The sequence below is a fragment of the Burkholderia sp. MS389 genome (assembly GCF_016899425.1).
Taxonomy (GTDB): domain Bacteria; phylum Pseudomonadota; class Gammaproteobacteria; order Burkholderiales; family Burkholderiaceae; genus Burkholderia; species Burkholderia sola.
The window spans coordinates 2,668,213-2,693,781 of the sequence record NZ_CP045995.1 but is presented as its reverse complement, the minus strand read 5'-3'; the positions used below and the strand labels follow the sequence as shown (position 1 = coordinate 2,693,781).

The window sequence follows — 25,569 nt, the reverse complement described above, 5'->3', positions numbered from 1 at the left end:
CGGCGCCGCGCTCGTCACGCGTCACGCATCCATCGCGCGCTTCAGCAGCAATTCGCGCTCACGCTCGTTGCGCGTCAGTTCCGCCGCGCGGCGGAATTCCAGCTTCGCCTCGTCGGCGCGGCCGAGCTTCGCGAGCAGATCGCCGCGCACGCTCGGCAGCCAGTGATAGCGCGCGAGCGCCGGATCGTCGCGCAGCACGTCGACGAGTTCGAGCGCGGCGGCCGGCCCGAACGCCATCCCCACCGCGACCGCGCGATTCAGCTCGACGACCGGCGACGGCGCGACTTCGGCGAGCGCGTCATACAGCGCGACGATCTGCGCCCAATCCGTGTCCGCCGCGTGCCGCGCCCGCGCGTGGCACGCGGCAAGCGCGGCCTGCAGCGCATACGGCCCGCGCACGCCGCCGAGCTTCGTCGCCCGCTCCAGCGCCGCGAGGCCGCGCCGGATCAGCAACGGATCCCAGCGGCTGCGGTCCTGGTCGAGCAGCAGCACGGGCCGGCCCTGCGCGTCGACGCGGGCATGCATGCGCGACGCCTGCAACTCCATCAGCGCGACGAGCCCGAGCACTTCGCTTTCGTCCGGCGCGAGGCCGGCCAGCACGCGGCCGAGCCGCAACGCCTCGTCGCACAGCGCCGGGCGCATCCAGTCGTCGCCCGCCGTCGCCGCATGGCCTTCGTTGAACACGAGATAGATCACTTCGAGCACCGACGCGAGCCGCGCGGGCCGCGCATCGGCGGCCGGCACCTCGAACGGCACGTGCGCGGCCGCGAGCGTGCGCTTCGCGCGCACGATCCGCTGCGCGATCGTCGGCTCCGGCGTCAGGAATGCGCGCGCGATCTCGCCCGTCGTCAGCCCGCCGAGCAGCCGCAGCGTTAGCGCGACGCGCGCGTCGGTCGACAGCACCGGGTGGCACGACGTGAAGATCAGCCGCAGCAGATCGTCGCCGATGTCGTCGTCGCGCGCGTCGGCGAGCGCATCGGCGATGTCGGGGACGACGTGCGCTTCGAGCGCGTCCATCTCGTGGCCAAGCTGGTCGCGCTTGGCCGAATGAAGCGACTCCTGCCGGACCCGGTCGAGCGCGCGACGCTTCACGGCCGTCATCAGCCAGGCGGCCGGGTTGTCGGGCACGCCGTCGACGGGCCAGTGCTCGAGCGCCGCGACGAGCGTGTCCTGCGCCAGTTCCTCGGCCACGCCGACGTCGCGCACCACGCGCGCGGCGCGCGCGATGATCTTCGGCGCCTCGATTCGCCAGACCGCTTCGATCGCACGATGCGTCGCCTCATGCGTCACGACGCCTGCCCCTGGGCGGACGCCTCCAGCGGCATGGCCATCAGTTCCCACGTGTGGCCGTCCGGATCGGTGAACCCGTGGCCGTACATGTTAGGGTACTCGCGCGGCGCCTGCGGCGCGGCCCCGCCGGCCGCCAGCGCCTTCGCGACGAGCGTGTCGACTTCGGCGCGGCTATCGCACGACAGGCACGACAGCACCTGGATGTGCGTCGCCGGATCGATGATGGTCTTGTCGGTGAAGGTCTGGAAAAACGGCCGCACGAGCAGCATCGCGAAGATCGCATCGCTGATCTTGATGCAGGCGGCCTGCTCGTTGGTATAGGCCGGCACGACCTCGAAGCCGAGCGCCTGGTAGAACGTCTTCGCGCGCGGCAGGTCGGCTACCGGCAGGTTGATGAAAACCATCTTGTGCATGACGGGTGCTCCCGGTGAGATTGGATTCAGGCGTGGCTGCGGCCGACGTGGAGATCGCGGAACCGCTCGACCGCGTCGCTCGGCGTCAGGTCGTCGAGCTCGAACAGCGGCCGCACCTCGATCTCGCAATCGAGCTCGGCGCCGAACGGCGCGGGGAACCGGCGCGTCCATTCGAGCGCCTCGTCGCGCGAGCGCACCTGGATCAGCGTGTAGCCGGCGATCAGTTCCTTCGTTTCGGCGAACGGGCCGTCGATCACCGTGCCCTTGCCGCCCGTGTAGCGCACGCGCCAGCCGTGGGCGCTCGGCCTCAGGCCGTTGGCGTCGAGCAGCACGCCGGCCTTCGCCAGTTCCTCGTGATAGACCGTCATCGCCTCGACCAGCCGGTTGTCCGGCAACGCGTCGGATTCGCTGACGGCATTCGCCCGGATCATGATCATGAATCGCATCGTTCACTCCTTGTCGTCGGTGGAAAGCGGCGCCCGTTCCGTGGCGCCTTACCCGGACGACGGGCGGAAGACGGCCGGATCGACACGCGCCACGACAAATCAGGGTAAATACCGAGTCGCGACGCTCACAGAAAGCACGGGCCGACCGCGCGCACCTCGACCGTGCACCATTGCGCGGCCGGGCACTGGCGCGCGATTTCGATCGCTTCCTCGCGCGTGTCGACGTCGACGAGGAAGAAGCCGCCGACCATCTCCTTCGCCTCCGCGAACGGCCCGTCGAGCAGACGCGTCTCGCCGTCGCGCACCTGCACGCGCGTGCCGCGCTCGGACCGTTCCAGCGACTCGACGCCGCGCAGCACGCCGCGCGCCTTCAGCGACTCGGCGAAATCGACCATCCGCGCATAGAGCGCCTGGCCTTCGTCGAGCGTGCGCTCGACGCGCTGCTCGGTCGGTTCGACAATCAACAGCATGTAAGACATGGATTTCTCCTGTGGGAACGGGGTGCGGCGACATGCAGCGGCCGAGCGGCACACGACGCCCGGTGCGAAAGCGTAACAGCCGCGGGGCGGCTTGCCGCATCGTTGGCCAACCGGCAATGGCCGAACGGCCATTTCGGCCGCAGCCTGACATTTTGCCTTCAAGATGCGGTCCCGAACTGTCGGATTTTCATCCTGTGGACCGTCCCATGTCACGCCCGCTCCCCCTGCTTGCCGTCGCGCTGTTCGTCGCGCTGTTCGTCGTGTTGTCCGCCGTGCTGTCCGTGGCCTTCTGCGCGCGGCCGCCCCCCGCCGCGCTGCCGGTCGGCAGCGGTTGCGGCGGCCCCGCCACGGCGATCGCCGAGATCCGCCGCGCCGGCGGTCCGTCGCGGCTCGCCGGGCAAACGACGTCGATCGAAGCGGTCGTCACCGCGGCGTTCGGCGGCGCAGACGGCCTCGGCGGCTTCTTCGTCCAGCAGGCCGACGCGCAACGGCAACACCGGCCGGGCGTTCCGGAAGGCCTGTTCGTCTACGCACCGAATGCGCGCGCAGAACCCGGCGATCTCGTGCGTCTGACCGGCAAGGTCGACGAGAAATACGGCCGGACGCAGCTCACGCTGTCGGGCCGCGTGGCCGTCTGCGCACGCGGGCAGACGGTCACGCCGGCCGCGCTCGCGCTGCCGGTTGCGTCGCCCGCCGTCCTCGCCGCGCACGAAGCCATGCGCGTACGCCTGCCGCAAACGCTGACGGTCAGCGATACCTACGAACTCGGCCGCTACGGCAGCATCGTGCTGAGCAACGGCCGGCTGCGCGTGCCGACCCAGGTCGCGCCGCCGGCCGACGCTGCCGCGCAGGCAGCGGCCAACGCATTGAATCGCCTCGTGCTCGACGACGGTTCGAACCGCCGCGACCCGGCGACCGTCCGCTATCCGCCGCCCGCGCTGAACGCCGCCAACACGCTGCGCGCGGGCTACACGGTACGCGGCGTCGAAGGCGTGCTCGAGTTGCGCTACGGTACATGGCGGCTGCAACCGGTGGCCGGCGCGGCGCCCGTATTCAATGCCGCCGCGAACGCGCGCACCGCGGCGCCGGCCCGGCATCCCGATGCCGACGTGCGCATCGTGTCGTTCAACGTCTTCAACTATTTCAACGGCGACGGCCGTGGCGGCGGATTCGACGCGCCGGCCAACCGCGGCGCGAAAACGCCCGCCGCGTTCGCGCGGCAGGAAGCGAAGATCGTCGCGGCGTTGCGCGCGCTGCGCGCCGACGTGATCGGGCTGATGGAAATCGCGAACAACGGCCACGGCGACGCGAGCGCCATCCGTCGGCTCGCCGCGCAACTCGGCGACGGCTGGCGCGCGGTCGATCCCGGCACCGCGCGCCTGGGCCGCGACGCGATCGCGGTCGCGCTGCTGTACGACAGCCGCACGATCGAGCCGGTCGGGCGCGCCGCCACCGTCTCGCTCGGCGGCCGACACCGCCCGCCGCTCGCGCAGACGTTCCGGCGCATCGGCGGCACGCGTGCGTTCACGGTCGCGGTCAATCACCTGAAGTCGAAGAACTGCCCGCACGCGAGCGGCGCCGATCTCGACCAGTCGGACGGCCAGGGCTGCTGGAACGCGGCGCGCACGCGGGCGGCCGCACGCGTCGCCGACTGGCTCGCCACGTCGCCGACGGGCGTCGCGGCCGACGGCGTGCTGCTGATCGGCGATCTGAACAGTTATGCAAAGGAAGACCCGGTCCGCACGCTCGAAGCGCGCGGCTACGCGAACCTGGTTGCGCACTTCGTCGGCGATGCTGCGTACAGCTACGTATTTCGCGGCGAAGCCGGCAATCTCGACCACGCGCTCGCCACGCCGCCGCTCGCCGCGCGCGTGAAGGCCGTGCGGTTCTGGCACATCAATGCGGACGAACCGGTCGCGCTGCAATCCGTGCCCGATTACAAAACGCGCACGCGACGGTCGGCTTATTACGCACCGGACGCCTACCGCTCGTCGGACCACGATCCCGTCGTCATCGACGTCGCACTGAACGATACCGGCCCGCAGCCGGCATCAGGCACGAATCGTGCGCCTCGACCGGGCGTCGAGTAGTGCATTTGCATCAGCGCTCAACCTGCAACGGCACTATTTACCTGATGCCGGTGGCGGCGCCATATTTACCGCACCTTCACTGCGATCCGCTGCTCGACACGCCGTATCGCCCCGACGCGCGAAATTTTTTCAACCGCAGCGCCGCCCCGCGCGACGGGGTTTCCCGGCGATCCTGCCGACGAATTGAAAATTTGTCTCGAAACTCAATCGGATCAAGTGAATCACATCAGTTGCAGCGATTCGTCTTATCTTCAAATTGCCTGGAATCAAAGGAGGATAAACACCATGGCGCTTACCGACTCGATCGAACACAAGCTGGACCGCGGGCTGTCCGATATCCGTCGCACCGGCCGACGCGTGGGCCGCACGACGCGCGCGGCTGCCCGCGATCTGCATGCCGACGTGACCGACGATCTGCGCGGGCTAGTCGACGAACTGGAAGATCTGCTGAAAAACGATGGCGATGGCGATATCGCCACGCTGCGCAAGCGCGTGCAATCCCGCCTCGATGAAGCACGCGGCGCGCTCGACTATGCGTCGGGCAGCGCGGCCGCCCGGCTGCGCGATTCGGCCGAACGCGTGTCGCAAGTCGTGCACGAGAACCCGTGGCAAACCGCCGGCGTCGTCGCGGGCCTTGCGTTCGTTGCGGGCCTGCTCCTTTCCCGCCGTTGAACGGGGCGGCGTGTACCGCCGCCCGCCTCGCCCGTCACCCATCAGACAACGAAGGAGAAACGCCATGCAGAAATCCCTCGCCATGAAAGCCGCCGCCGCCGTGATGCTCGGCAGCCTCGCCCTCGCCGGTTGCACGACCACGTCCGGCAAACCCGATAGCGCCGCGGCCAGCGCGTCGAAGCGCGAGTCGATCGACGCCAGCGTGAATGCGACGCTGTCGCGCCTGTATTCGACGGTGCCCGGCTCGCGCGACCTGGTCTCGAAAGCACGCGGCGTCCTCGTGTTCCCGAATGTGCTGCAAGCCGGCTTCATCGTCGGCGCCCAGTCCGGCAACGGCGCGCTGCGCGTCGGCGGCAGCACCGTCGGCTACTACAACACGTCGTCGCTGTCGGTCGGCCTGCAGGCCGGCGCGCAATCGAAGGCGGTCGTGTTCCTGTTCATGACGCAGGATGCGCTCGACTCGTTCCGCAAGTCGGACGGCTGGTCGGCCGGCGCCGACGCGTCGGTCGCGGTCGTGAAGGTCGGCGCGAACGGCGCGGTCGACTCCAACACGGCTACCGCACCGGTGGAAGTGCTGGTCCTGACCAACGCGGGCCTGATGGGCGACCTGTCGGTGAACGGCACGAAGGTCACCAAGCTCAACATCTGACGATCCGGCACGCGGCCTCGCGCCGCGTTCGCTTCCCGGCAGCGCCGCGGCCCCGGCCGCGGCGTTTTCGCATGTGTCTCACGCAGCGGCTATGATGGCGGCACCTTTGCGGGCATACTCCGCATGGGCCGCCCGGCCGCGCATTGCGCCGCGAACCTGACGTTCGCGAACCGATCGCGCGCGGGGCAACGAGATTCAATCAAACCACGCATCAATCTGCGCGAATGTACCCATGGATAGCGGACACGATCACCAAAAATTCTTCTACTTCCTGCTGTTCGCGGTCACCGTCGGACTCTGCTGGATCCTCGCGCCATTCTCCGGCGCCGTCTTCTGGGGCACCATTCTCGCGATCCTGTTCCAGCCCGTGCAGCGCTGGCTCGCCGCACGCTTCGGCAAGCGGCGCAATCTGGCCGCGCTCGTCACGATGTCGCTGATCATCCTGATCGTGATCCTGCCGCTCGTGTTCGTCACGGCGACGCTCGTACAGGAAATCGCGTACGTGTACCAGGAACTCAAGGATGCGCAGCCGAATTATTCGCAGTACTTCCATGACATCATCCACGCGCTGCCGACGTCGATCCAGAACCTGCTGCAGAAATACGGGCTGACCAACATCCCGGGCATCCAGAAGAAGCTGACCGACGGCGCCGCGCAGATCAGCCAGTTCGCGGCCACCCAGGCGCTCAGCATCGGCCAGAACACGTTCCAGTTCGTCGTGAGCTTCGGCGTGATGCTGTACATGGTGTTCTTCCTGCTGCGCGATGGCGGCGAGATCGGCCGCCGCGTGCGCCGCGCGCTGCCGCTCGACGAAGAGCACAAGAACCTGCTGCTCGCGAAATTCACGACGGTCGTGCGCGCGACCGTGAAGGGCAACATCGCGGTCGCGCTCGTCCAGGGCGCGCTCGGCGGGCTGATCTTCTGGATCCTCGGGATCGAGGGCGTCGTGCTGTGGGGCGCGCTGATGGCGTTCCTGTCGCTGTTGCCCGCGATCGGCGCGAGCCTCGTGTGGGTGCCGGCCGCGCTCTACTTCCTGATGATCGGCGCGGTATGGAAGTGCGTGATCCTCGTCGCGTTCTGCGTCGGCGTGATCGGCCTCGTCGACAACCTGCTGCGCCCGATCCTCGTCGGCAAGGACACGAAGATGCCCGACTGGGTCGTGCTGATCTCGACGCTCGGCGGGATGGCGCTGTTCGGCATCAACGGCTTCGTGATCGGGCCGCTCGTCGCCGCGCTGTTCATGGCGAGCTGGGACATCTACGCGCGCGCCGAACAGGGCGAATGACGCGCGGCCGGCCGGCGATCCGCATGCGTGCGGACCTCGCCGGTCAAGGATGACGGATATGGATCACGACGGGCGCCACGGCGCCCGTTGCTTCATCCGCCGCATCCGTCATCACGCCGCCATACGGGCCGACGCGATGCGCGCGGCCCGGCGTCAGCCATGTGCAACTGCGGCCGGATTGATCGAACTCGGCTCGCTCGATACGCGCCCGCGGCCCGATCCGACAGGCGAGACGCGCCCGTCACGCGTCCGGATCGACGCGCAGCACCAGCTTGCCGCGATGGTCGCCGTCGAACAGGCGATTCAGCACGTCGGGCGCGTTTTCGAGACCGTCGGCCACGGTTTCCTCGGCCTTGAGCCGGCCGTCGCGCAGCCAGCCCGCGAGCGTCTGCACGGCTTCGCGGCTCTTGCGGTAGTCGAGGATCAGGAAGCCGCGCATCGTCAGCCGCTTCGAGATCAGCACGCCGACGTCGTCGGCCGCGCGGCCGCTGTTGTAGTTCGAGATCACGCCGCACAGCGCGACGCGCCCGCCGATCACCATCCGCGACAACACCGCGCGCATCACCTCGCCGCCGACGTTCTCGAAGTTCACGTGCACGCCGTCCGGCGTCGCCGCCTTCAGTTGCTGGCGGAAGTCGTCGGCCTTGTAGTCGACGGCCGCGTCGAAGCCGAGCGTCTCGGTCAGGTAGCGGCACTTGTCCGCGCCGCCCGCGATGCCGACCACCCGTGCGCCGTGGATCTTGCCGATCTGCCCGGCGATCGAGCCGACCGAGCCGGCCGCCGCCGACACGACCAGCGTTTCGCCCGGCTGCACCGGCGCGATGTCGGTCAGCCCGTAGTACGCGGTCAACCCGCTCATCCCGCACGCGCCGAGCAGCGTCGGCAGCGGCAGGCCCGAGTGCGCGGGCAGCTTCACGAGCTGCGCGGCCTGCTCGGCCGGCACCACCGCGTAGTCCTGCCAGCCGACGAGCCCCTGCACGAGGTCACCCTCCGCGAACCCCGCGTTACGCGACGCGATCACGCGGCCGATCCCGAGCGCGCGCATCACCTCGCCGATCGCGACGGGCGGCAGGTACTGCGGCACGTCGCTCATCCATACGCGGTTGGTCGGGTCCATCGACAGATACAGCACGCGCACGAGCACCTCGCCGTCGGCGAGCGCCGGCACCGGCGTCTCGACGAGCGAAAAATGTTCGCGGCCGACCCGCCCTTCCGGGCGCGTCTTCAATAGCAGCTGGCGGTTCACGGGTGTCGACATGCTGTTCTCCTCCAATCGTTGTGGTTCGGGATGCGCGTCAGACCGCGCACATGCCGCCGTCGATCACGAGTTCGGCGGCCGTCACGAAGCGGCTCTCGTCGGACGCGAGATACACGGCCGCATGCGCGACGTCGTCCGGCTCGCCGAGCCGGCGCAGCGGAATGCCGCGCGCGAGCTTGCGCGTCGCGTCGCGTTCGCCGAGCGACTGGAACAGCGGCTCGACGATCCCCGTGCGGATGAACGCCGGATGAATCGAATTGCAGCGCACGTCGATCTCGCGGCGCGCGCAATCGATCGCGACCGACTTCGTCAGCGACGCGACCGCCGCCTTCGATGCGTTGTACGCGGTGAAATCCGGTTCGACCTTGAACGCGGCGACCGACGAAATGTTGATGATCGATGCGGGATGGCTCTCGGCCAGATACGACAGCGCATGCTTGCAGCCGAGCACGATGCTCTCGACGTTGATCGCCATCACGCGGCGCCATTCGTCCAGCTCGATTTGCGCGGGCGAGCCGATCGAGCCGACGCCCGCATTGTTGACGAGCACCGACAGGCCGCCCATCGCATCGGTCGCCTGCACGAGCAGCGCCTGCCAGCGCGCTTCGTCGCGCACGTCCTGGGTCGCGGCGAACGCGACCGGCGTCGCGTGGCCCGCGTTGAGCTCCTGCGCGAACGCGTCGAGCACCGCCGCTTCCGCGATATCGGTCACGAACACGCGCGCGCCCTGCTCGACCATCCGGCGCGCGATCGCCCGGCCGAGGCCGCCCGCGGCGCCCGTGATGTATGCGCACTTGCCGGCGAGGCGCGGAGAAACGATTGTCATGTGTCTGCTCCTGTCTTGAATCGTCGTCGCGGAACGCTGCTGCGACGGGGTGTGCGTGCTTTCCGCGCCTTCAGTGCCGCTGCCGGCCGACGTGCGCCGATGGCCGGTGCGCCGACATGACGACGCGCCACACGGTTTCCGCGAGTATATCGAGACGAACGCGACGAACGCGACGCACGCGACGCACGCGTGCCCGGCCGGGCAGGCTGTCCGCGGTTGAACGACGGCCAGCGTACGCGAATGCACCCGATCGATGAAATGAATATTCGTTATGCCCGGTCATAGACAGCGTTGATGACTCGCGCATACCGGCACCGATGTGCGAGTCCACGCGCGCCGGTCGAGCGGACTGGCGAGCGGGTCGATTTTCGGGATGCCGGGCGTTGCGTCCGCACAACCGGGGAAGGCAATCGGGGAAATGAACCGGCGTGGCATCGTGCGACCCGCCGGAAAAACCGGAAAACGCCGGACGAACCCCAGCGGCAGAAAGGCGGCGCCGGCGCACCCGCCATCGGCACCGGTCAGAACCGGTCGCCCGACGGCGCGCGCACGAACGCGCAGAGCTGCGGCGAATGCGTGTCGATCATCTGCTGGAACGGCGCGCGGTGCCCGTACGCGATGCCCGACACCAGCAGCAGGCAGGCCGCCGCGACGCGCGGCGAGAACGCGCGCTGCCGCGCGCCGTCGTAGCCGCGCAGGAACACCAGCGCGACCAGCGCGCCGAGCATCCAGCCGGCGACGACTTCCGGCACGGTGTGCGAATGATCGAACACGCGCGCCACGGCCGTGATCGCGCCGACGGCCAGCCCGGCCGCGATGCCGGGCGCCCTGCCCGGCCGGAACGCCTGCCACAGCATCGACAGCGCGACCGTCCACACGGACGTCGACAGCATCGTATGGCCGCTGATCACGCGGAAATCGAATTGCGGAAGCTCGATCCCGCATCCGGCATAGAGAATCTTCGTCGCGCCGACGACGCCCATGCCGGCGGCCAGCAGCACGCCCCAGCGAACGGCGAGGCGCCAGTCGGTCAGCACGAGCCATGCCGCGCAGGTCAGCGCGATCGGCAAGGTCAGCGCGGCATCGCCGATATTGCTGATTTCACTCCACATAACGGACTTCGGGGTCGATCGAAAGGCCGCAGTTTACCGCATGCGCGCCGCACGCCTGTGTCAGCCTGTGACAGGCTGTATCAGCCCGCGACACCGGTAATCAGCAGCAGGTTCGTGCCGGTGATCACGGCGAACAGCGCCCATGCGGCCGCCTGCATCCCGCGGCCGATCGCGTGGTCGCCCATCGTGTTGCGGTCGCTGACCGAGCGGATCAGCGGCCACATCGCGAACGGCAACTGCAGGCTCAGCAGCACCTGGCTCCAGACGAGCAGTTGCCCGACCGAGCCGTCGCCGAGCCACAGCACGCCGATCAGCGCCGGCACGAGCGCGAGCCCGCGCGTGATCAGCCGGCGCTGGTAGCACGGGATCTTCGTATGCAGGAAACCGTCCATGATGACCTGGCCGGCGATCGTGCCGGTCAGCGTCGAGCTCTGCCCCGACGCGAGCAGCGCGATGCCGAACAACAGCGCGGCCGCGCCGCCGGCGATCGGCGTGATCAGCCGGTACGCCTGTTCGATGTCGGTCACGTTGTGCTGGCCCGTCGCATGAAACGCGGCGCCCGCGACGACGAGGATCGCCGCGTTGACGAGCATCGCGACGAACAGCGACACGCAGGTATCGATGCGCACGAGCCCCAGCGTGTCGCGGATCACGCCGCGCGCGCCGCCGACCACATGCCGCGTCTGCACGACCGACGAATGCAGATACAGGTTGTGCGGCATGATCGTCGCGCCGACGATGCCGAGCGCGAGCACGATCGCGTCCTTGCGATCGTGGCCCGGGTCGCCCGGCACGAGCCCGCCGATCACCGCGTGCCAGTCGGGCGGCGTGATCGCCACCTGCGCGACGAAGCAGAACGCCATCGTCGCGATCAGCCCGAGCACGATCGCCTCGATCTGCCGGAACCCCTTGCCCTGCAGGCCGAGCACGATCACCGTGTCGAGCGCGGTGAGCACGACGCCCCACGCGAGCGGCACGCCGAGCAGCAGCTTGAACGCGAGCGCGCAGCCGAGCACTTCCGCGATGTCGCACGCGATGATCGACACTTCGGCGGTGATCCACTGCACGACGCGGCCGACCCGGCCGTAGCGCTCGTAGCTGGCCTGCGCGAGATCCTTGCCCGCGACGAGGCCGAGCCGCGCCGCGAGCATCTGCAGGAAGATCGCCGCGAGGCTCGAGAACGCGACGACCCACAGCAGCGAATAGCCGAACTGCGAGCCCGCCTGGATATCGGTCGCCCAGTTGCCGGGATCCATGTAGCCGATCGCGACCAGCAGGCCGGGGCCGAAGAAACGCTTGAGCTTCTGCCAGCGCGGCGCGGCCGCGTCGATCGTGATGCTGCCCTTTACTTCCGACGGGCAGAAAGGGGCGGTGGCGGTAGAGGGGAGGAAGGGCATGGAAACCGGGAATCGAGGTCGCGACACGACGATTCTACGGGTATCCGTCCCGTTTTCCCGCGCGCGGTCGCGCACGCGTCGCATTCCGCCCCCTCGCCGTCGCAGCACGCGGCGGCCTGCCCGTCATCCGGGTCGGGCGACGCCGCGTCGTGCGCGAGGATTTTTTCCCGCTCGGCGACGCGAAATTCGGTCGGCGACATCAGCAGGCGCTGGCGAAACAGCTTCGCGAGCCGCTCGCCGCTGCCGAACCCGGTGCGCCGCGCGACCTTGTCGGCCGGCAGCGTCGTATGGATCAGCATGTGGCACGCCCGTTCGAGCCGCACGTGCTGGACGAACTCGGTCGGCGTCACGCCGATTTCCTTCTTGAAGCGCCGCAGGAAATTGCGCTCGCTCATCGCGGCCGCCTGCGCGGCGTTCGCGATCGAGATGCGGTTCACGCTCTGCGCGCGCAGCCGCTGCGCGGACATCCGGATCGACGGGCTCGCGCTCAGTTCGCGGAACGCCCACATCGACTGAACATAGCGCTGCTCGACCGGCCGCGCCATGTTGCTGGCGATCTCCCGCGCGGCGCCATCGCCGAGGTCCGCGCGGAACATGTCGAGCGCGGCGGCAAACACGTCGGTCTCGCCGGCCCGCGATTCGATGGTCGTGGCGGCGCGGCGCCGGGCGCTGCCCGGCCGCACGTCGATCGACGACGACGGCCGCTGCGTGGCGGCGAGCGCGGGCAGGTCCATCGCGTCGACGATCCAGCGCGCATGCTGGCGAATGTCGGCCAGGCGCCGTTGCAATGCGTCGTCCCAGTTGACGGCCGCGCGGTCGCCATGAAGATGAAAGAACGCGAGCGCGCGGCGGCTGTGTTCGTCGCCGAGCGGATCGGCCGCGATTCTCACGCCGGACGACGACTGCAACAGTCCTCCGCTTTCGGATACGTACTTGAGCTGGTAATCCACGCCGTACCCATGCAGGCGATTCGCCAGGTTGAAGGCCTCGCCGAGACGCGCGGCCTGGGCCAACGAAAACCCCGTACTCAAATAGATAATGACCCACCGCTGATCTGCTGCATTCACTGGCCAAGCCCCCGACTTGTTCGACTTCTTCTAATACCGTCGAACTGTCAGGCTTATATTTGGTTTGAATGCGTGCGACAGGACGGCTATCCCGAAATATGAAGCGACGGCATCTTAGCCGAACGGGTCGTGCCTTTGGCGCGAAATGGCCGACGGGGACAGCATGATGGCGGATTACTACAGGCTGCCGCATACCGCTGGTATGCCGATACAGAATCGCGTATGCGATGCGGCCGATTATTGCAGCCGTCATGCTTAATGACGTGCGTGTTTGATTGCGTTACATCGACAAAGCGAACGCTCGCGTATCGGCGCGAACGGCATCGACGTGCATCGAACGCGTGCGAACGCATCGCCGCGCGCGTGCGCAGCAGCGCCGGCATCGCCGACGCGTAGCGCGTCGCGCGCGCCCGCGCGGCCGGAACGGTATGCTGACGGCTGCACGCCGCCACGCGGCGCCCGCTTTCCTTTATTTGCTTCCCGGAGCCCTGCCATGTCCCTGATCCACGCCGCCGCCGTCCTCGATGCCGACGCGCCCGACTACGTCGTCCAGTTGCAGGCCGGCACGCATGCGCTGACCGGCGACGAAGCGCCGCGCGAAGGCGGCCAGGATCGCGGGCCGGCGCCGTACGAGTTCGTGCTGGCCGGGCTCGCGCAATGCACGGCCGCGACGCTGCGTATGTACATGCAGCGCAAGACGTGGCCGGCCGCGCGCATCGCGGTGCGCACCGAGTTGCATGCCGATCGCGAAGGCGTGCAGTACGTGCGCCGCGTCGTGACGCTCGACGGCCCGCTCGACGACGCGCAACGCCAGCGTCTCGCGGAAATCTGCGAGAAAACCCCGGTGACGCAGTTCATCAAGCGCGGCACGCGGATCGACACGACGCTGAACTGACGCACGCGGCAGTCCGCACGCACTGCCGCTTGAAAGCTTGAAAAACGAAACGGGCGGGCCGCGCATTCCGGCGCGACCCGCCCGTTCGTCGATCCCGCCCGGCGCTTACAGTCCGAGCGCGGCGAGGTCCAGCTTGCCGTCCTTCATCGGCGGGCACCAGAAATACGCGCCCGTCAGCGGCCGCGTGAAGCGGAACAGGCCGTCGACGATCCCGTCTTCCTCGCCGCTCATCCGGCGCATCTGCACGTCGAATGCGCGGAACGAGCAGCCGAACGCGACGAAGTACAGGCCCGCCCGGCGCGTGTCCGACCACGGCGACGAACGGCGCAGCATGAACGCCTCGGGCGCGAAGCTTTCCTGCGCGGTGCGCTTCACGTGCGCGAATTCGGGCGCGTCGTCGAGTTCCTCGTTGTCCGAACGGCGACGCCCGATGATGTGGTCCATGTCGCCCGACGGAATGCGCTCCATCTGGTCGAAGTCGTGCACCCACTGCTGCACCGCGACGAAACTCGAGCCGTCGAGCCCCGCGCCCTGCCCCGTGACGATCGCCGCGGCCACCGCGTCGTCGCCTTCCGGGTTCTCGGTGCCGTCCTCGTAGCCGGACAGGTCGCGATCGTTCGAATAGCGGAAGCCGTCGACGGCCTCCTGCAGCGCGAACGCCGGCGCGAGCGCGCGTTCGATCGCCCGCGCGCGCAGCACGATCTCGCCGCGGTCGTCCGAGCGCAGCCAGACCCACACGTCGGCCGGCGTCATCGGCAGCGTACGGTCGTTCACCGAGAACGCCGGATAGTCGGTCAGGCCCGGCACCGGGTGCCCGAGCCAGGCGGCCAGCGCGTGTCCGAAACCGACCACCGTGTCGCGTCCGTCGACGATCTCGCGCAGCGCGGCCAGCGCCGCGGCGATATTGCCGTCGTTCGACATCGTGAAAGTGAGGTATCGGGCTACCGTATCGATCGGAGCCAGGATGCCTTGCTGAACGTCGCTCATCGTTTCCTCGGGAATGGTTCGGAGTGAATCCGGGCGGCCGCGCGTCGTCGCGCGCCGCGGACGCGGAAGTGTAATCGATGCGCGCGCCGGCTCCGCACCCGCCATCGCGCAACGTACGCGAAAAGGGGCCAAAACCCGGAATACTCACCGTATCGACGCAGCAACGCCGTATTCGTCAGACGTTGCGGCGCGCGCGACTGTCCTGATAAAATCGCTGCACGTCTTTTCGGCGTCCTTTCATTCAACCGTTCACTTCAGGGAGGTGCAGATGTTCCGAATGCCAGCAACCTTCCCGAACGTGGTCTCGCGGCGCAGCTGATCCAGCCCGCCGTCCGCGCCGGCTCCCGAGTTTTCCGCTAACCCGTCAGCCGCGCTTTTCCCGACAGCCCGTTTCGTTCCGCCCCGCGTGTGTCGCGCGGCCCGGCTGTTGCGTTTTCGACGTTCTCCGAACCGGAAAGTCCCGTCGCGCGATGCGCCGGGCAACAATACATGACCAGAAAAAGCTCCCATCTGGGCGGCCACGCATTCCAGGCCGTCTTCGGCTTCACCATCCGTTACTGGCGCAAGCAGCCGGCGCGCATCGCCACGGTCGCGAGCCTCGCGCTGCTCGCCGCGCTCGCCGACGTCCTCACGCCGCTGTTCGCCGGCCGCCTCGTCGACGCGCTGTCGACCGGCCTCACCGACCGCGCCGCGGCGTGGCATTCGGCCCTCGTCGCGTTCGGCACGCTCGCCGCGCTCGGCATCGGCGCGACGGTGCTGCGCCAGGGCGTCTACCTGAACATCATCACGCTCACGCTGAAGATGATGAGCGAGATCGCCGCCGCGTCGTTCCACCGCGTGCAGCGCTTCTCGACCGACTGGCACGCGAACAGCTTCGCGGGCTCGACCGTGCGCAAGATCACGCGCGGGATCTGGGCGCTCGACCTGCTCAACGACACCGTGCTGATCGCGCTGCTGCCGTCGGTCGCGATGCTGGTCGGCGCGACCGTGCTGCTCGGCACGCACTGGCCGGTGATGGGGCTCGTCGTCGGCGCGGGTTCGCTGCTGTACATCGCGGTGACGGTCGCGGTGTCGCTCGGCATCGTCGCGCCGGCCGCCCGGCTCGGCAACCTGTGGGACACGCGCATGGGCGGCGCGCTGGCCGACGCCGTGAGTTGCAACGCGGTCGTCAAGGCGTTCGGCGCGGAAACGCGCGAGGAAGCGCGGCTCGCGCGCGTGATCGGCAAATGGCGGCAGCGCACGCGCCGCACGTGGGTGCGCGGCACGTTCAACGGCGGGCTGCAAGGCGCGATGCTCGTCGCGATGCAGGCCGCGATGATCGGCGTCGCGCTGCGGCTGTGGATGAACGACGAGGCGAGCGTCGGCGACATCGCGTTCGCGCTGACGATGTTCTTCATGCTGCAGGGTTACCTGCGCGACGTCGGCATGCACATCCGCAACCTGCAGCGCTCGGTGAACGACATGGAAGAGCTCGTCGCGCTCGAACGGCAGCCGCTTGGCATCGACGATCGCCCCGGCGCGCCGGCGATCCGGATCGGGCAAGGCGAGATCCGCTTCGAGCACGTGACGTTCCGCTACGGCAACCATCCGGTGCCGCTGTACGACGATTTCTCGATGCGGATCGCGCCCGGCGAACGCGTGGGCCTCGTCGGTCATTCGGGGTCGGGCAAGACGACGTTCATCAAGCTGATTCAGCGCCTGTACGACGTGTCGGGCGGCCGCATCACGATCGACGGCCAGGACATCGCGCAGGTGCGGCAGGATTCGCTGCGCAGCCAGATCGCGATCGTCCAGCAGGAGCCCGTGCTGTTCCACCGCACGCTCGCGGAGAACATCGCGTATGCGCGCCCCGATGCGAGCCGCGCCGACATCGAGCGCGCCGCGCGTCTGGCGAGTGCGCACGACTTCATCGCCGCGCTGCCGGACGGCTATGACACGCTCGTCGGCGAACGCGGGATCAAGCTGTCGGGCGGCGAGCGCCAGCGCGTCGCGATCGCGCGCGCGTTCCTCGCCGATGCGCCGATCCTGATCCTCGACGAAGCGACGTCGAGCCTCGACAGCGAAAGCGAGCTGCTGATCCAGCAGGCGATGGAGCGGCTGATGGTCGGCCGCACGACGCTCGTCGTCGCGCACCGGCTGTCGACCGTGCGCGCGCTCGACCGGCTGCTGGTGCTCGATCGCGGCAAGGTGATCGAGGAAGGCAACCACGACGCGCTGATCCGCATCGACGGCGGCATCTATCGCCGGCTGTTCGAACGGCAAGCGCTGGAGCTCGCGAAGGGGCTCGCCGATTCGCCTCGGCGCGTGGCGGATCGCGATGCCGGGGCGCTGGGGGAGCCGGCTGAGGTTTGATGCAAGCATGGCGCGATGCAGCCTGGCGGCGCGGTCATCGCCGCCGGGCCGTGTCGGCGAGCCAGCGGATCCGGATCGAGGCCGTGCCACGTGCACGGCCTTTTCTGTATCTGCGGCACGGGCTCGCCGGCGCCGGCCCGCGCGCCGCGGCATGTCCGGCAGCGGGATCACTTATCATGTCGACCAGGAAATTTGCGACGAGGGATCGATCATGTTTACAGGCATTGTTCAGGGTGTTGCCGTCATCAACGCCATCAAGGATCACGGCGAACTGAGGACGTTCAGCATCGAGTTCCCCGAACGGTTCACCGACGAGATCGAGATCGGTGCGAGCGTGTCGGTCGACGGCGTGTGCCTGACCGTGACGACCATCCATTCGCCGGCGCTGATCGACTTCGACGTGATGCTGCCGAGCCTGCGGATCACGACGCTCGCCGACCTCGCGACCGGCGCGCGCGTCAACGTCGAGCGGGCCGCGAAGGACGGCGCGGAGATCGGCGGTCATCCGCTGTCCGGCCACGTGGATTTCACCGGGACCATCCGGCACATCGCGATGTCCGAACACAACCGGATGGTGCGCATCGGCGTGCCGGAGGCGTTCAAGCGGTATGTGTTCGCGAAGGGCTATATCGCGATCAACGGTTGCAGCCTGACGGTGTCCGACGTCAACCGCGACGAAGGCTGGTTCGACGTCTGGCTGATTCCCGAAACGCGCCGCGCGACCACGTTCGACGCGAAGGGCGTCAACGACAAGGTCAACATCGAGATCGAGCGCAGCACGCAGGTCGTCGTGGATACGATCCGCGAGTCGGTCAAGGAAACGCTCGGCGAATTGAACGGCGTCGTCACCGCGTTGCTGGCGGAAAAAGGCATCGATATCGAGGAACTGCTGGCGCGGAACGTCGCGCGGCTGCCGAAGCAGTAAAGGCTGATTAAGCGCGTGCTAGGTGATCCGCTGGATCACCGAGTAACGGCCGCCGTCCGAAAACACCTCGACCCACGGTTCCGATTCCTCGAACGTCCAGAGGACGAGTTCGAGGTCGATCAGTTCATTCCAGTCGTCGTCGGGCCATGGCATGTGCCATCCGCCCGCGACGGCCACCACGCCACCCGTGTAGAGCGGGCATTGCGCCATCCACTCGCGCTCGTAGTCGTGCGCGGCCGCGCCCTTGAAGTTGCCGTTGAATCCCCAGTCGCGCTGCCATCCGTGTGTGTCGAGGTACGCGCCGATCGCGGCGGAGCCGAAGCGAAACACCGCGTCGACCGGCGGAAGCGACAGCGTGTCGGATCGGCACAGCGGGCGGCCGGAACGGACAGGTTGCGTGGAAGTCTCCACGCGGCCTGACGTGCCGCTATCTTCGAGATGGACGTTCAGCCAGACACCGTCGCGTTCGGTGGAAATGCACAACTCGCCGGCATCGACCCCATGCCAGTAGCCGGTGACGGGTTCGCCGTCAGCCGCGAAGCGGTACTGACGGCACGGCCTCGCAAGCCGCCTGGCTTCGGTCAGGAAATCGTCCGACGTCATTGGATGCCTCTCTTTTTAGCGTCCCGGGTATCGCATCGCGCCGCCGCGATCGAACGACATCGACCGCGCCCCCCACCTCACTCCGCCTCCACCCGCGCCCCCTTCCCCACCGCCACGCGCTGCGCGCGATAAATCCCCGCGTGCCCGGAAAACAGATACGCGACGACACAGGCGACGATCGCATACACGCCGATATCCGCGCCGAACAGTTCGATCGCCATGATCGTCGACGCGATCGGCGTGTTCGCCGCGCCCGCGAACACCGCGACGAAGCCGAGCCCCGCGAGCACGGGCACCGGCAGCGCCAGGACCTGGCCGAGCGCATTGCCGAGCGTCGCGCCGATGTAGAACAGCGGCGTCACCTCGCCGCCCTTGAACCCCGACGCGAGCGTGACGACGGTGAACGCGAACTTCCCCGCGAAATCGTAAAGCGGCAGCGGGCCGTGAAACGCGGCCTCGATCGTCGGGATGCCGAGGCCGAGATACTGCGGCACGTTCAGCACGGTCGCGGCCACCGCAACCAGCAGGCCGCCGAGCACCGGCTGCAGCGGCGCATAGCGGATCACGCGGCGAAACCACGCGGTCAGCGCATGCGTCGCGAACGCGAACAGCCGCCCGACCACGCCGAACGCGATGCCCGCAACGACCGTCACGGCCAGCCCGGTCGCCGATACGGCCGGCACGAACGGAATCGCATAGGCCGTGTGATGGACGCCCCACGCGCGGCACACGACGTCCGCGACGATCGCCGACGCGACGCAGGTCAGCAGCGCGTCGTACCGCACGCGCCCGATCGCGAGCACCTCGAGCCCGAACACGGCGCCCGCGAGCGGCGTGCCGAACACCGACGCGAAGCCGGCCGCGATGCCGCCCATCAGCAGCACGCGGCGATGCTCGCGATCAAGCCGAAACAGGTGCGTGACGCGATCGGCGAGCGCGCCGCCCATCTGCACGGCCGTGCCCTCGCGGCCGGCCGACCCGCCGAACAGGTGCGTGACGACGGTCGCGACGAGCACGAGCGGCGCCATCCGCTTCGGCACGAGCGCCTTCGGGTCGTGAATCTCGTCGATCAGCAGGTTGTTGCCGCGCGCGACCGACTGGCCGAAGCGATGGTAGACCCAGCCGGTCGCGAAACCGGCGGCCGGCAGCCCCCACAGCAGCCACGGATGCGCAACGCGCGTACCGGTCGCCCAGTCGAGCGCGATCAGGAACAGCGCGGAAGCCGTGCCGGCGAGCGCGCCGAGCAGCGCGGAAAGCGCGAGCCAGCGCCACACGTAGCGCACGGTCGCGAAAAGATCGGCAGAAGTGGTGAAGAACATGATTTCCAGATTCGACAGAACATCAAAACCTGGGCGGCAGAATACCGGATGGACGGCCTGCGACCTCCTGACGACCCAGGAACACGCAGGCATCATCAGCCGGGCAAACCGGCGGTTGAGGGCCGCACCGCGCGCCACGCGCCGGGAACGACCGCAGGGAGGCATGCCATCTCCGCAGGCCGCAATTGTACGCGACGCCGCGCCACGCATGCAATGCAGCGCCGGCGCACCACGCAACGACGGCGCCTGCCCGATGCGCGGTCAGTCGCGCGGCGCGAGCGCGATCCGCGCGATCAACTGCGGCGCGATCTGTTCGAGCGGCAGGATCGCCGACGCCGCGCCGACCGCCGCGGCCGCCTTCGGCATCCCGTACACGGCGCTGGTCGCCTCGTCCTGCGCGATCGTGTAGCAGCCCTTCGCCCGCATCGCCTTCAGGCCGAGCGCGCCGTCGCGTCCCATGCCCGTCAGCAGCACGCCTAGCGCGTCACCCTGCCAGCCGTCCGCGACGCTGTTGAAGAACACGTCGATCGACGGCCGGTACGGCGTTTCGACCGGATGCCGCGTATAGCCGAGCACACCGCGCGGCGACAGCATCAGATGGTCGTTGGTCGCCGCGAGCAGCACCGTGCCGGCTTCCGGCATGCTGCCCTGCCGCGCGACGCGCACCGGCAGCCGCGTATAGCCGTCGAGCCATTCGGCCATCCCGTACGCGAAGGCCTGGTCGACGTGCTGGACGATCACGATCGCGGCCGGAAAATCCGCCGGCAGCGCGCGCAGCAGCGCGGTGAGCGCGGTCGGCCCGCCCGCCGACGCGCCGATCGCGACGAGCGTCGGCTGTCCGCGCGCGGGCGTCGGCCCCGGCGGCACGAGTGCCGCGCTGCGGCTTTCGAGCAGCCGGCCGATCTGGTCGATCTTCGCGAGCAGCGCCTGCGGCGACGCGTCGGTCGACAGCCCGAGCGCGAGCGTCGGCGTATCGACCGCGTCGAGCGCGCCGGCGCCCATCGCCTCGTACACCGACGACGTGTTCGCGCTGACGCTCGCCGTCACGATCAGGATCGCGCACGGCGCGCGCGCCATGATCCGGCGCGTCGCGGCGACGCCGTCGACCTTCGGCATCACGAGATCCATCAGCACGACGTCGGGCGGATGCGCGACGCAGAAATCCACCGCCTCGTCGCCGTCGGTCGCGACCCACAGCACGCGATGGTCCGCGCGCAGCGCGATCACGCGGCGCAGCGCCTCGACGGCCAGCGGCAGGTCGTTGACGATGCCGATGTTCATGCGCGTGCGTCCCCGATCAGGTCGTGCACGGCGTCGAGCAGCGCTTCGTCGTGAAAGCTGCTCTTCGCGAGGTAGTAGTCGGCGCCGGCATCGAGCCCGCGGCGGCGATCCTCGTCGCGATCCTTGTACGACACGATCATCACCGGCACCCGCTTGAGCATCGGGTCGCCCTTGATCAGCGTGACGAGTTCGATCCCGTCCATGCGCGGCATGTCGACGTCGGTCACGACGAGATCGAACGCATCGCTGCGCACCGCGTTCCACCCTTCCATCCCGTCGACCGCGACCGTCACGTCGTAGCCGCGCTTTTCCAGCAGCTTGCGTTCGAGCTCGCGCACCGTCAGCGAATCGTCGACGACGAGCACGCGGCGGCGCCGGTCGGCCAGCGCGAGCTGCGGATCGCGCGTGACCCGCGCGAGCTGGCCGCCGCGCACGAGCTTGTCGACCGAGCGGATCAGGTCCTCGACGTCGACGATCAGCACCGGGTCGCCGTTCTCGAGCAACGCGCCGGCCGCGATGTTCTGGATCTTGTGCAGGCGGCTGTCGAGCGGCTGCACGACGAGCATCCGTTCGCCGAGGAAGCGGTCGACCGCGACGCCGTACAGCTCGGGTTCGGCGCCGACGACCACGACCGCCGTGCTGGCACGGGTCACGTCGGGTTCGCCCGCGTCGAGCAGCTGGTGCGCGGCGACGAGGCCCGCGCGCCGGCCGTCGAACGGAAAATGCGGCTGCCCTTCGAGCACGTCGATGTCGTCGTGCGAAAGCTCGAGCGTGCGGCGCACGTGGGCGAGCGGGAACGCATACGGCTCGCCGCCGACCTCGACGAGCAGGCTGCGGATCACCGACAGCGTGAGCGGCAACTGCAGCACGAAGCGCATGCCGGCGCCCGGCTCGTTGAAGATCCGCACCGCGCCGCGCACGCCGCGCACCATCTCCTGCACCGCGTCGAGGCCGACGCCGCGCCCCGATACGTCGGTCACCGCATCGCGCATCGAGAAGCCCGGCAGCAGCAGGAATTCGAGCAGTTCGGGGTCGGACAGCCGCGCGGCCGTCTCGTCGTCGGTCAGGCGCTGGCGCACGACGGCCGCGCGCAGCGCGTCCATGTCGACGCCCGGCCCGTCGTCGATCACGCTGACGAGCAGCGAGCCGGCGCTGTGGCGCGCCTCGAGCGTGACGCTCGCCTCGGCCGGCTTGCCGCGCGCGCGCCGCGCGTCGGGCGAATCGACGCCATGGTCGATCGCGTTGCGCAGCAGGTGGCCGAGCGGCGCGTCGAGCAGGTCGAGGATGTCGCGATCGACCTGCGTGCCTTCGCCGACGATCGAGAAACGCACCTGCTTGCCGAGCGAGCGCGCGAGATCGCGGACGATGCGCGGATACGCGCGCGTCGCGTCGCCGAACGGCCGCATCCGGCACTGCAGCGCCTCGTCGTACAGCTGCTCGGCGATATGCGTGCTGCGCCGCTCGAAGCGGTCGAATTCGTCCATGCGCTCGGCGAGCGAGCGCTGCAGGTCGTTGAGCATGTGCCGCACTTCGTTCATCGACGCGAGCATGCCGTCGTCGAGCTCGTCGGCGAACTGCTCGACCATCAGGTCGAGCGAACGGGCCGCGTCGCGCTGCGCGCGCTTCACGCGCAGCATCGATTCGGCGAACGGCTTGAGCCAGCGCGATTCGACCAGCGATTCGCCGGACAGGCTCAGCAGCCGGTTCAGCGTATCGGCGCGCACGCGGCGCATCGCGCCGGCGCCCGCCACCCGGCCGGCCTGGACCGGATCGGGCACCGGGCTCGACACGGCGAGCGGCGGCACCGCGGCGCTCGCGCCGACCGGCTCGTTCGCGGCGCCGTCGTGATCGCGATACGGCACGAACGACGGCGGCATCGGCACCGGCGGCGGCACGGCGGCCGGCGCCTGCATCGTCTGCGCGCCGTCGGCGCCCGTCAGCGCCGCCGCGAACACGTCGATCTCGGCCTGCGACACGGGTTGCCCCTGCGGATCGCCGACGCGCACCAGCAAATCGACGCCGGCCAGCAGTACGTCGACGTGCGTGGCCGTCAGTGCGATCGTGCCGGCCTGCGCGGCGACGAAGCATTCCTCCATCCGCCCGGCGATCTCGACGCCGAGCGGCACGCCGACGATGCGCGCGGCGCCCTTCAGCGAATGCGCGGCGCGCATGCACGCCTCGAGCGCGACGGAATCGGGCTCGCCCGATTCGAGCGCGAGCAGCCGCTCCGACAGCGCCTGGGTCTGCGTACGCGTCTCCTCGCGATACAGCTCGAGCAGCGACAGGTGGCTCAGGTCGTCATCGCCGCTCATCGCATGCTCCGCGTCACGGCATCGAACAGACGATCGTCGTCGAGCAGCCCCACCGACTTGCCGCGCCACGACAGCACGCCGCGCGACAGGCCGGCGCTCGCGCGCCCGACCGTCGCAGGCACCGGCACCCAGTCGGACGCGCCGAAGCGCAGCACGCCCTCGACTTCGTCGACCGGAAACACGACCGGTTCGCCCTGATGCGCGGCCACCAGCAGCCGCGTGAAACGGCCGTCGCCTCCGCCCCCGCCGTTGCCGGCCTTGCCGGCATCGAGGCCGAGCAGCGCGCCGATCGAGATCGCGATGCGCAGCGTGCCGCGGATGTTGACCACGCCGCGCACGGCCGAATGGCGGCGATACGGCAGCGAGTGGATCGGGCGCGTGCCGGCGATCTCGCGCAGCACGCCGATCGGCAGCGCGAGCCATTCGTCGGCCACCCGGAACGCGAGCGCCGCATGGCGCGTATCGCCGTCGTCGTCGCCCGCGCGCGCCGTGCCGAGCGCACTCATACGGCGCGTGACGTCCGCCATCTCGGCCACGTCGAGCGGACGCTCGAGCAGCTTCGCCGCGTGCGACGCGTAGACCGGGCAGTTCAGGCAGCGCAGGCAGTCGTTCAGCCGCTCGCACGAGCGGTCGCCGCGCGTGCCGATCCGGTTCCAGCAATCGTCGACGTCGAGCGTCGCGTCGTCAGTGGCAGCGGCGCGGTTCATCAGAATTTTCTCCGAGAGACCCCGCCATTGATGGCGGGAAGGAAAGGCGTGCTGTTGACAGGCAGCTTCTTCCACGAGTTAGGATCACCGGCATGATCCTTGTCTACCGCTACCGGGTGAAGTCGCTCAACGGACTGCTCAACAAGCAGAGCCGTGCGGTGAACTACGTCTGGAACTTCTGCAACGACACGCAGAAGCACGCGCTCAAGTGGGGCAAGAAGTGGCCGACGGGATTCGATCTGAACGTGCTGACGACGGGGAGCAGCAAGGCGCTTGGCATCCATTCCGGCACGGTCAACGCGACGTGCGAGCAATACGCGAAGTCGCGCAGCCAGCACCGTCGGCCCTACCTGCGCTATCGCGGCAGGAAATCGCTGGGCTGGGTGCCGCTGAAGGGCCGTGACCTGAAGCGCGAGGGTGACGCGTTCCGTTTCGCTGGCAACACGTTTCGCGTGTTCAACAGCCGAACGCTTCCCGAAGGCAAGATCAGGGATGGAACCAACTTTGCGCAGGATGCGCGTGGCAACTGGTTTCTCAACATCGTGATCGAGATACCCGATGTTCAGGCCCGCCCGATCCGTTCCGGCGTCGGCATCGATCTCGGCTTGAAAGACTTCGCCACACTTTCGACGGGCGAGAAGCTGCCCAATGACCAGTTCGGTCGACGAGCGGCGGAAAAGCTGGCGAAAGCGCAGCGAGCACGAAAGCACAAGCGACATATCGCGAAGCTGCACGCCAAGGTCGCGAACGCCCGAGCCGATTTCCAGCACAAGCTCGCGCTCGAGCTGGTGTGGCGCTTCGATTACATCGCGGTCGGCAACGTATCTGCCGTCAAACTTGCCAGAACCAGGATGGCGAAGAGCGTCTACGACGCGTCCTGGTCGTCCTTCCGAAACAAGCTCCGCTACAAAGCGATCGCGCACGGAGTCACGTTCGAGGAAGTCGACGAAAGCGGTTCGACCCAGTCCTGTTCGGCGTGCGGGTCGCAAGCCAGCACGACGCGGCCGAAAGGTATCGCGGGACTGAGAATAAGAGAGTGGACCTGCAGTGACTGTGGTGTCGAGCATGATCGAGATACCAACGCTGCGCTGAACATTCTCCGATGCGGACGTGCATCGCCAGGTGTGGGAATCTTCCGCCTTTAGGCGGAGGAGGACGTCAAGGGTTCCTCTGGTCATCGCGGTGTCGGTCCCATTTCCCGTCG

The 25,569-nt window shown here is 68.6% G+C and carries 23 protein-coding genes, 1 pseudogene and 1 riboswitch; of the genes and pseudogenes, 8 read left to right on the top strand and 16 right to left on the bottom strand.

The window, feature by feature from the left end; translation table 11 throughout:
* Nucleotides 1–21: 21 nt before the first annotated feature.
* From GJG85_RS28425 to GJG85_RS28410, 4 genes are all read right to left on the bottom strand, one after another.
* Nucleotides 22–1,290, bottom strand: coding sequence for an RNA polymerase sigma factor (locus GJG85_RS28425; protein WP_050017362.1), 1,269 nt, complete (start codon nucleotides 1,288–1,290; stop codon nucleotides 22–24).
* Complete coding sequence (locus GJG85_RS28420; protein ID WP_050017363.1) at nucleotides 1,287–1,703, bottom strand: VOC family protein; 417 nt, start codon at nucleotides 1,701–1,703, stop codon at nucleotides 1,287–1,289. Before GJG85_RS28420 ends, GJG85_RS28425 begins: the two co-directional genes overlap by 4 nt.
* A gap of 26 nt (nucleotides 1,704–1,729) precedes the next feature.
* The gene (locus tag GJG85_RS28415; protein WP_011548204.1) at nucleotides 1,730–2,149 is read right to left on the bottom strand and encodes a YciI family protein; all 420 of its coding nucleotides are present in this window, start codon (nucleotides 2,147–2,149) and stop codon (nucleotides 1,730–1,732) included.
* Nucleotides 2,150–2,274: 125 nt separating this feature from the next.
* A complete protein-coding gene (locus tag GJG85_RS28410; RefSeq protein WP_204384126.1) occupies nucleotides 2,275–2,628 on the bottom strand; it encodes a YciI family protein in 354 nt (117 codons plus the stop codon).
* 206 nt (nucleotides 2,629–2,834) lie between these two features.
* Here GJG85_RS28410 and GJG85_RS28405 point away from each other — a divergent pair, with 206 nt between their 5' ends.
* The 4 genes from GJG85_RS28405 to GJG85_RS28390 all read left to right on the top strand — a co-directional run bounded on the left by GJG85_RS28405 (nucleotide 2,835) and on the right by GJG85_RS28390 (nucleotide 7,324).
* Entirely contained in the window at nucleotides 2,835–4,718 is a 1,884-nt protein-coding gene (locus tag GJG85_RS28405; RefSeq protein WP_204384125.1) for an ExeM/NucH family extracellular endonuclease, read from the top strand.
* 285 nt (nucleotides 4,719–5,003) lie between these two features.
* Nucleotides 5,004–5,390, top strand: coding sequence for a DUF883 family protein (locus GJG85_RS28400; protein WP_050017365.1), 387 nt, complete (start codon nucleotides 5,004–5,006; stop codon nucleotides 5,388–5,390).
* 64 nt (nucleotides 5,391–5,454) lie between these two features.
* Complete coding sequence (locus GJG85_RS28395; protein ID WP_050017366.1) at nucleotides 5,455–6,039, top strand: YSC84-related protein; 585 nt, start codon at nucleotides 5,455–5,457, stop codon at nucleotides 6,037–6,039.
* A gap of 232 nt (nucleotides 6,040–6,271) precedes the next feature.
* Nucleotides 6,272–7,324 (top strand): AI-2E family transporter, encoded by a 1,053-nt coding sequence (locus GJG85_RS28390; protein WP_050017367.1) that lies wholly within the window; start codon nucleotides 6,272–6,274, stop codon nucleotides 7,322–7,324.
* Between the two features lie 43 nt (nucleotides 7,325–7,367).
* On the opposite strand, the pseudogene GJG85_RS35095 reads toward GJG85_RS28390, so the two are convergent.
* The 6 genes and pseudogenes from GJG85_RS35095 to GJG85_RS28365 form a co-directional block, all read right to left on the bottom strand.
* A pseudogene (locus GJG85_RS35095) lies at nucleotides 7,368–7,481 on the bottom strand (thioesterase); the annotation flags it as partial.
* 84 nt (nucleotides 7,482–7,565) lie between these two features.
* Complete coding sequence (locus GJG85_RS28385; protein WP_050017368.1) at nucleotides 7,566–8,582, bottom strand: NADP-dependent oxidoreductase; 1,017 nt, start codon at nucleotides 8,580–8,582, stop codon at nucleotides 7,566–7,568.
* A gap of 37 nt (nucleotides 8,583–8,619) precedes the next feature.
* Complete coding sequence (locus GJG85_RS28380; RefSeq protein ID WP_050017369.1) at nucleotides 8,620–9,408, bottom strand: SDR family oxidoreductase; 789 nt, start codon at nucleotides 9,406–9,408, stop codon at nucleotides 8,620–8,622.
* A gap of 521 nt (nucleotides 9,409–9,929) precedes the next feature.
* A complete protein-coding gene (locus GJG85_RS28375) occupies nucleotides 9,930–10,520 on the bottom strand; it encodes a phosphatase PAP2 family protein (protein WP_050017370.1) in 591 nt (196 codons plus the stop codon).
* Between the two features lie 80 nt (nucleotides 10,521–10,600).
* A complete protein-coding gene (locus tag GJG85_RS28370; protein ID WP_050017371.1) occupies nucleotides 10,601–11,917 on the bottom strand; it encodes an Nramp family divalent metal transporter in 1,317 nt (438 codons plus the stop codon).
* Nucleotides 11,866–12,930 (bottom strand): helix-turn-helix domain-containing protein, encoded by a 1,065-nt coding sequence (locus tag GJG85_RS28365; protein WP_176015445.1) that lies wholly within the window; start codon nucleotides 12,928–12,930, stop codon nucleotides 11,866–11,868. The genes GJG85_RS28370 and GJG85_RS28365 overlap by 52 nt, the downstream gene beginning before the upstream one ends.
* A gap of 547 nt (nucleotides 12,931–13,477) precedes the next feature.
* On the opposite strand from GJG85_RS28365, the gene GJG85_RS28360 reads away from it, so the two are divergent.
* A complete protein-coding gene (locus tag GJG85_RS28360; RefSeq protein ID WP_069618571.1) occupies nucleotides 13,478–13,879 on the top strand; it encodes an OsmC family protein in 402 nt (133 codons plus the stop codon).
* 105 nt (nucleotides 13,880–13,984) lie between these two features.
* On the opposite strand, the gene GJG85_RS28355 is transcribed toward GJG85_RS28360, so the two are convergent.
* The gene (locus tag GJG85_RS28355; protein WP_050017374.1) at nucleotides 13,985–14,866 is read right to left on the bottom strand and encodes a Dyp-type peroxidase; all 882 of its coding nucleotides are present in this window, start codon (nucleotides 14,864–14,866) and stop codon (nucleotides 13,985–13,987) included.
* Between the two features lie 489 nt (nucleotides 14,867–15,355).
* On the opposite strand from GJG85_RS28355, the gene GJG85_RS28350 reads away from it, so the two are divergent.
* Together GJG85_RS28350 and GJG85_RS28345 are read left to right on the top strand one after the other, a co-directional pair.
* On the top strand, nucleotides 15,356–17,218 hold the full coding sequence (locus GJG85_RS28350; RefSeq protein ID WP_124553940.1) for an ABC transporter ATP-binding protein: 1,863 nt from the start codon (nucleotides 15,356–15,358) through the stop codon (nucleotides 17,216–17,218).
* Nucleotides 17,219–17,429: 211 nt separating this feature from the next.
* Entirely contained in the window at nucleotides 17,430–18,143 is a 714-nt protein-coding gene (locus GJG85_RS28345; RefSeq protein ID WP_124631277.1) for a riboflavin synthase subunit alpha, read from the top strand.
* 18 nt (nucleotides 18,144–18,161) lie between these two features.
* Here the strand turns inward: GJG85_RS28345 and GJG85_RS28340 are convergent, their stop codons facing one another.
* The 5 genes from GJG85_RS28340 to GJG85_RS28320 form a co-directional block, all read right to left on the bottom strand.
* Complete coding sequence (locus GJG85_RS28340; RefSeq protein ID WP_204384124.1) at nucleotides 18,162–18,746, bottom strand: hypothetical protein; 585 nt, start codon at nucleotides 18,744–18,746, stop codon at nucleotides 18,162–18,164.
* A gap of 77 nt (nucleotides 18,747–18,823) precedes the next feature.
* Nucleotides 18,824–20,065, bottom strand: coding sequence for a voltage-gated chloride channel family protein (locus GJG85_RS28335; protein ID WP_050017377.1), 1,242 nt, complete (start codon nucleotides 20,063–20,065; stop codon nucleotides 18,824–18,826).
* Nucleotides 20,066–20,144: 79 nt separating this feature from the next.
* Nucleotides 20,145–20,248, bottom strand: a riboswitch (Fluoride riboswitch).
* A 78-nt stretch (nucleotides 20,249–20,326) separates the two neighbouring features.
* Nucleotides 20,327–21,346 (bottom strand): chemotaxis response regulator protein-glutamate methylesterase, encoded by a 1,020-nt coding sequence (locus GJG85_RS28330; RefSeq protein ID WP_050017378.1) that lies wholly within the window; start codon nucleotides 21,344–21,346, stop codon nucleotides 20,327–20,329.
* Nucleotides 21,343–23,658 (bottom strand): hybrid sensor histidine kinase/response regulator, encoded by a 2,316-nt coding sequence (locus tag GJG85_RS28325; RefSeq protein WP_089489115.1) that lies wholly within the window; start codon nucleotides 23,656–23,658, stop codon nucleotides 21,343–21,345. Before GJG85_RS28325 ends, GJG85_RS28330 begins: the two co-directional genes overlap by 4 nt.
* Nucleotides 23,655–24,365, bottom strand: a complete 711-nt coding sequence (locus GJG85_RS28320; protein WP_050017380.1) for a chemotaxis protein CheW — start codon at nucleotides 24,363–24,365, stop codon at nucleotides 23,655–23,657. The genes GJG85_RS28325 and GJG85_RS28320 overlap by 4 nt, the downstream gene beginning before the upstream one ends.
* Nucleotides 24,366–24,457: 92 nt before the next feature.
* Between GJG85_RS28320 and GJG85_RS28315 the strand changes: the two genes are divergently transcribed.
* The gene (locus tag GJG85_RS28315; protein ID WP_089489114.1) at nucleotides 24,458–25,510 is read left to right on the top strand and encodes an RNA-guided endonuclease TnpB family protein; all 1,053 of its coding nucleotides are present in this window, start codon (nucleotides 24,458–24,460) and stop codon (nucleotides 25,508–25,510) included.
* The last annotated feature ends 59 nt before the right edge of the window (nucleotides 25,511–25,569 follow it).

Coding starts and splice junctions, on each gene's coding strand:
- GJG85_RS28345 (WP_124631277.1), top strand. CDS start 17,430: ATGTTTACAGGCATTGTTCAGGGTGTTGCCGTCATCAACGCCATCAAG.
- GJG85_RS28395 (WP_050017366.1), top strand. CDS start 5,455: ATGCAGAAATCCCTCGCCATGAAAGCCGCCGCCGCCGTGATGCTCGGC.
- GJG85_RS28370 (WP_050017371.1), bottom strand. CDS start 11,917: ATGCCCTTCCTCCCCTCTACCGCCACCGCCCCTTTCTGCCCGTCGGAA.
- GJG85_RS28405 (WP_204384125.1), top strand. CDS start 2,835: ATGTCACGCCCGCTCCCCCTGCTTGCCGTCGCGCTGTTCGTCGCGCTG.
- GJG85_RS28350 (WP_124553940.1), top strand. CDS start 15,356: ATGACCAGAAAAAGCTCCCATCTGGGCGGCCACGCATTCCAGGCCGTC.
- GJG85_RS28315 (WP_089489114.1), top strand. CDS start 24,458: ATGATCCTTGTCTACCGCTACCGGGTGAAGTCGCTCAACGGACTGCTC.
- GJG85_RS28355 (WP_050017374.1), bottom strand. CDS start 14,866: ATGAGCGACGTTCAGCAAGGCATCCTGGCTCCGATCGATACGGTAGCC.
- GJG85_RS28340 (WP_204384124.1), bottom strand. CDS start 18,746: ATGACGTCGGACGATTTCCTGACCGAAGCCAGGCGGCTTGCGAGGCCG.
- GJG85_RS28385 (WP_050017368.1), bottom strand. CDS start 8,582: ATGTCGACACCCGTGAACCGCCAGCTGCTATTGAAGACGCGCCCGGAA.
- GJG85_RS28415 (WP_011548204.1), bottom strand. CDS start 2,149: ATGCGATTCATGATCATGATCCGGGCGAATGCCGTCAGCGAATCCGAC.
- GJG85_RS28375 (WP_050017370.1), bottom strand. CDS start 10,520: ATGTGGAGTGAAATCAGCAATATCGGCGATGCCGCGCTGACCTTGCCG.
- GJG85_RS28325 (WP_089489115.1), bottom strand. CDS start 23,658: ATGAGCGGCGATGACGACCTGAGCCACCTGTCGCTGCTCGAGCTGTAT.
- GJG85_RS28360 (WP_069618571.1), top strand. CDS start 13,478: ATGTCCCTGATCCACGCCGCCGCCGTCCTCGATGCCGACGCGCCCGAC.
- GJG85_RS28320 (WP_050017380.1), bottom strand. CDS start 24,365: ATGAACCGCGCCGCTGCCACTGACGACGCGACGCTCGACGTCGACGAT.
- GJG85_RS28420 (WP_050017363.1), bottom strand. CDS start 1,703: ATGCACAAGATGGTTTTCATCAACCTGCCGGTAGCCGACCTGCCGCGC.
- GJG85_RS28390 (WP_050017367.1), top strand. CDS start 6,272: ATGGATAGCGGACACGATCACCAAAAATTCTTCTACTTCCTGCTGTTC.
- GJG85_RS28410 (WP_204384126.1), bottom strand. CDS start 2,628: ATGTCTTACATGCTGTTGATTGTCGAACCGACCGAGCAGCGCGTCGAG.
- GJG85_RS28380 (WP_050017369.1), bottom strand. CDS start 9,408: ATGACAATCGTTTCTCCGCGCCTCGCCGGCAAGTGCGCATACATCACG.
- GJG85_RS28335 (WP_050017377.1), bottom strand. CDS start 20,065: ATGTTCTTCACCACTTCTGCCGATCTTTTCGCGACCGTGCGCTACGTG.
- GJG85_RS28330 (WP_050017378.1), bottom strand. CDS start 21,346: ATGAACATCGGCATCGTCAACGACCTGCCGCTGGCCGTCGAGGCGCTG.
- GJG85_RS28400 (WP_050017365.1), top strand. CDS start 5,004: ATGGCGCTTACCGACTCGATCGAACACAAGCTGGACCGCGGGCTGTCC.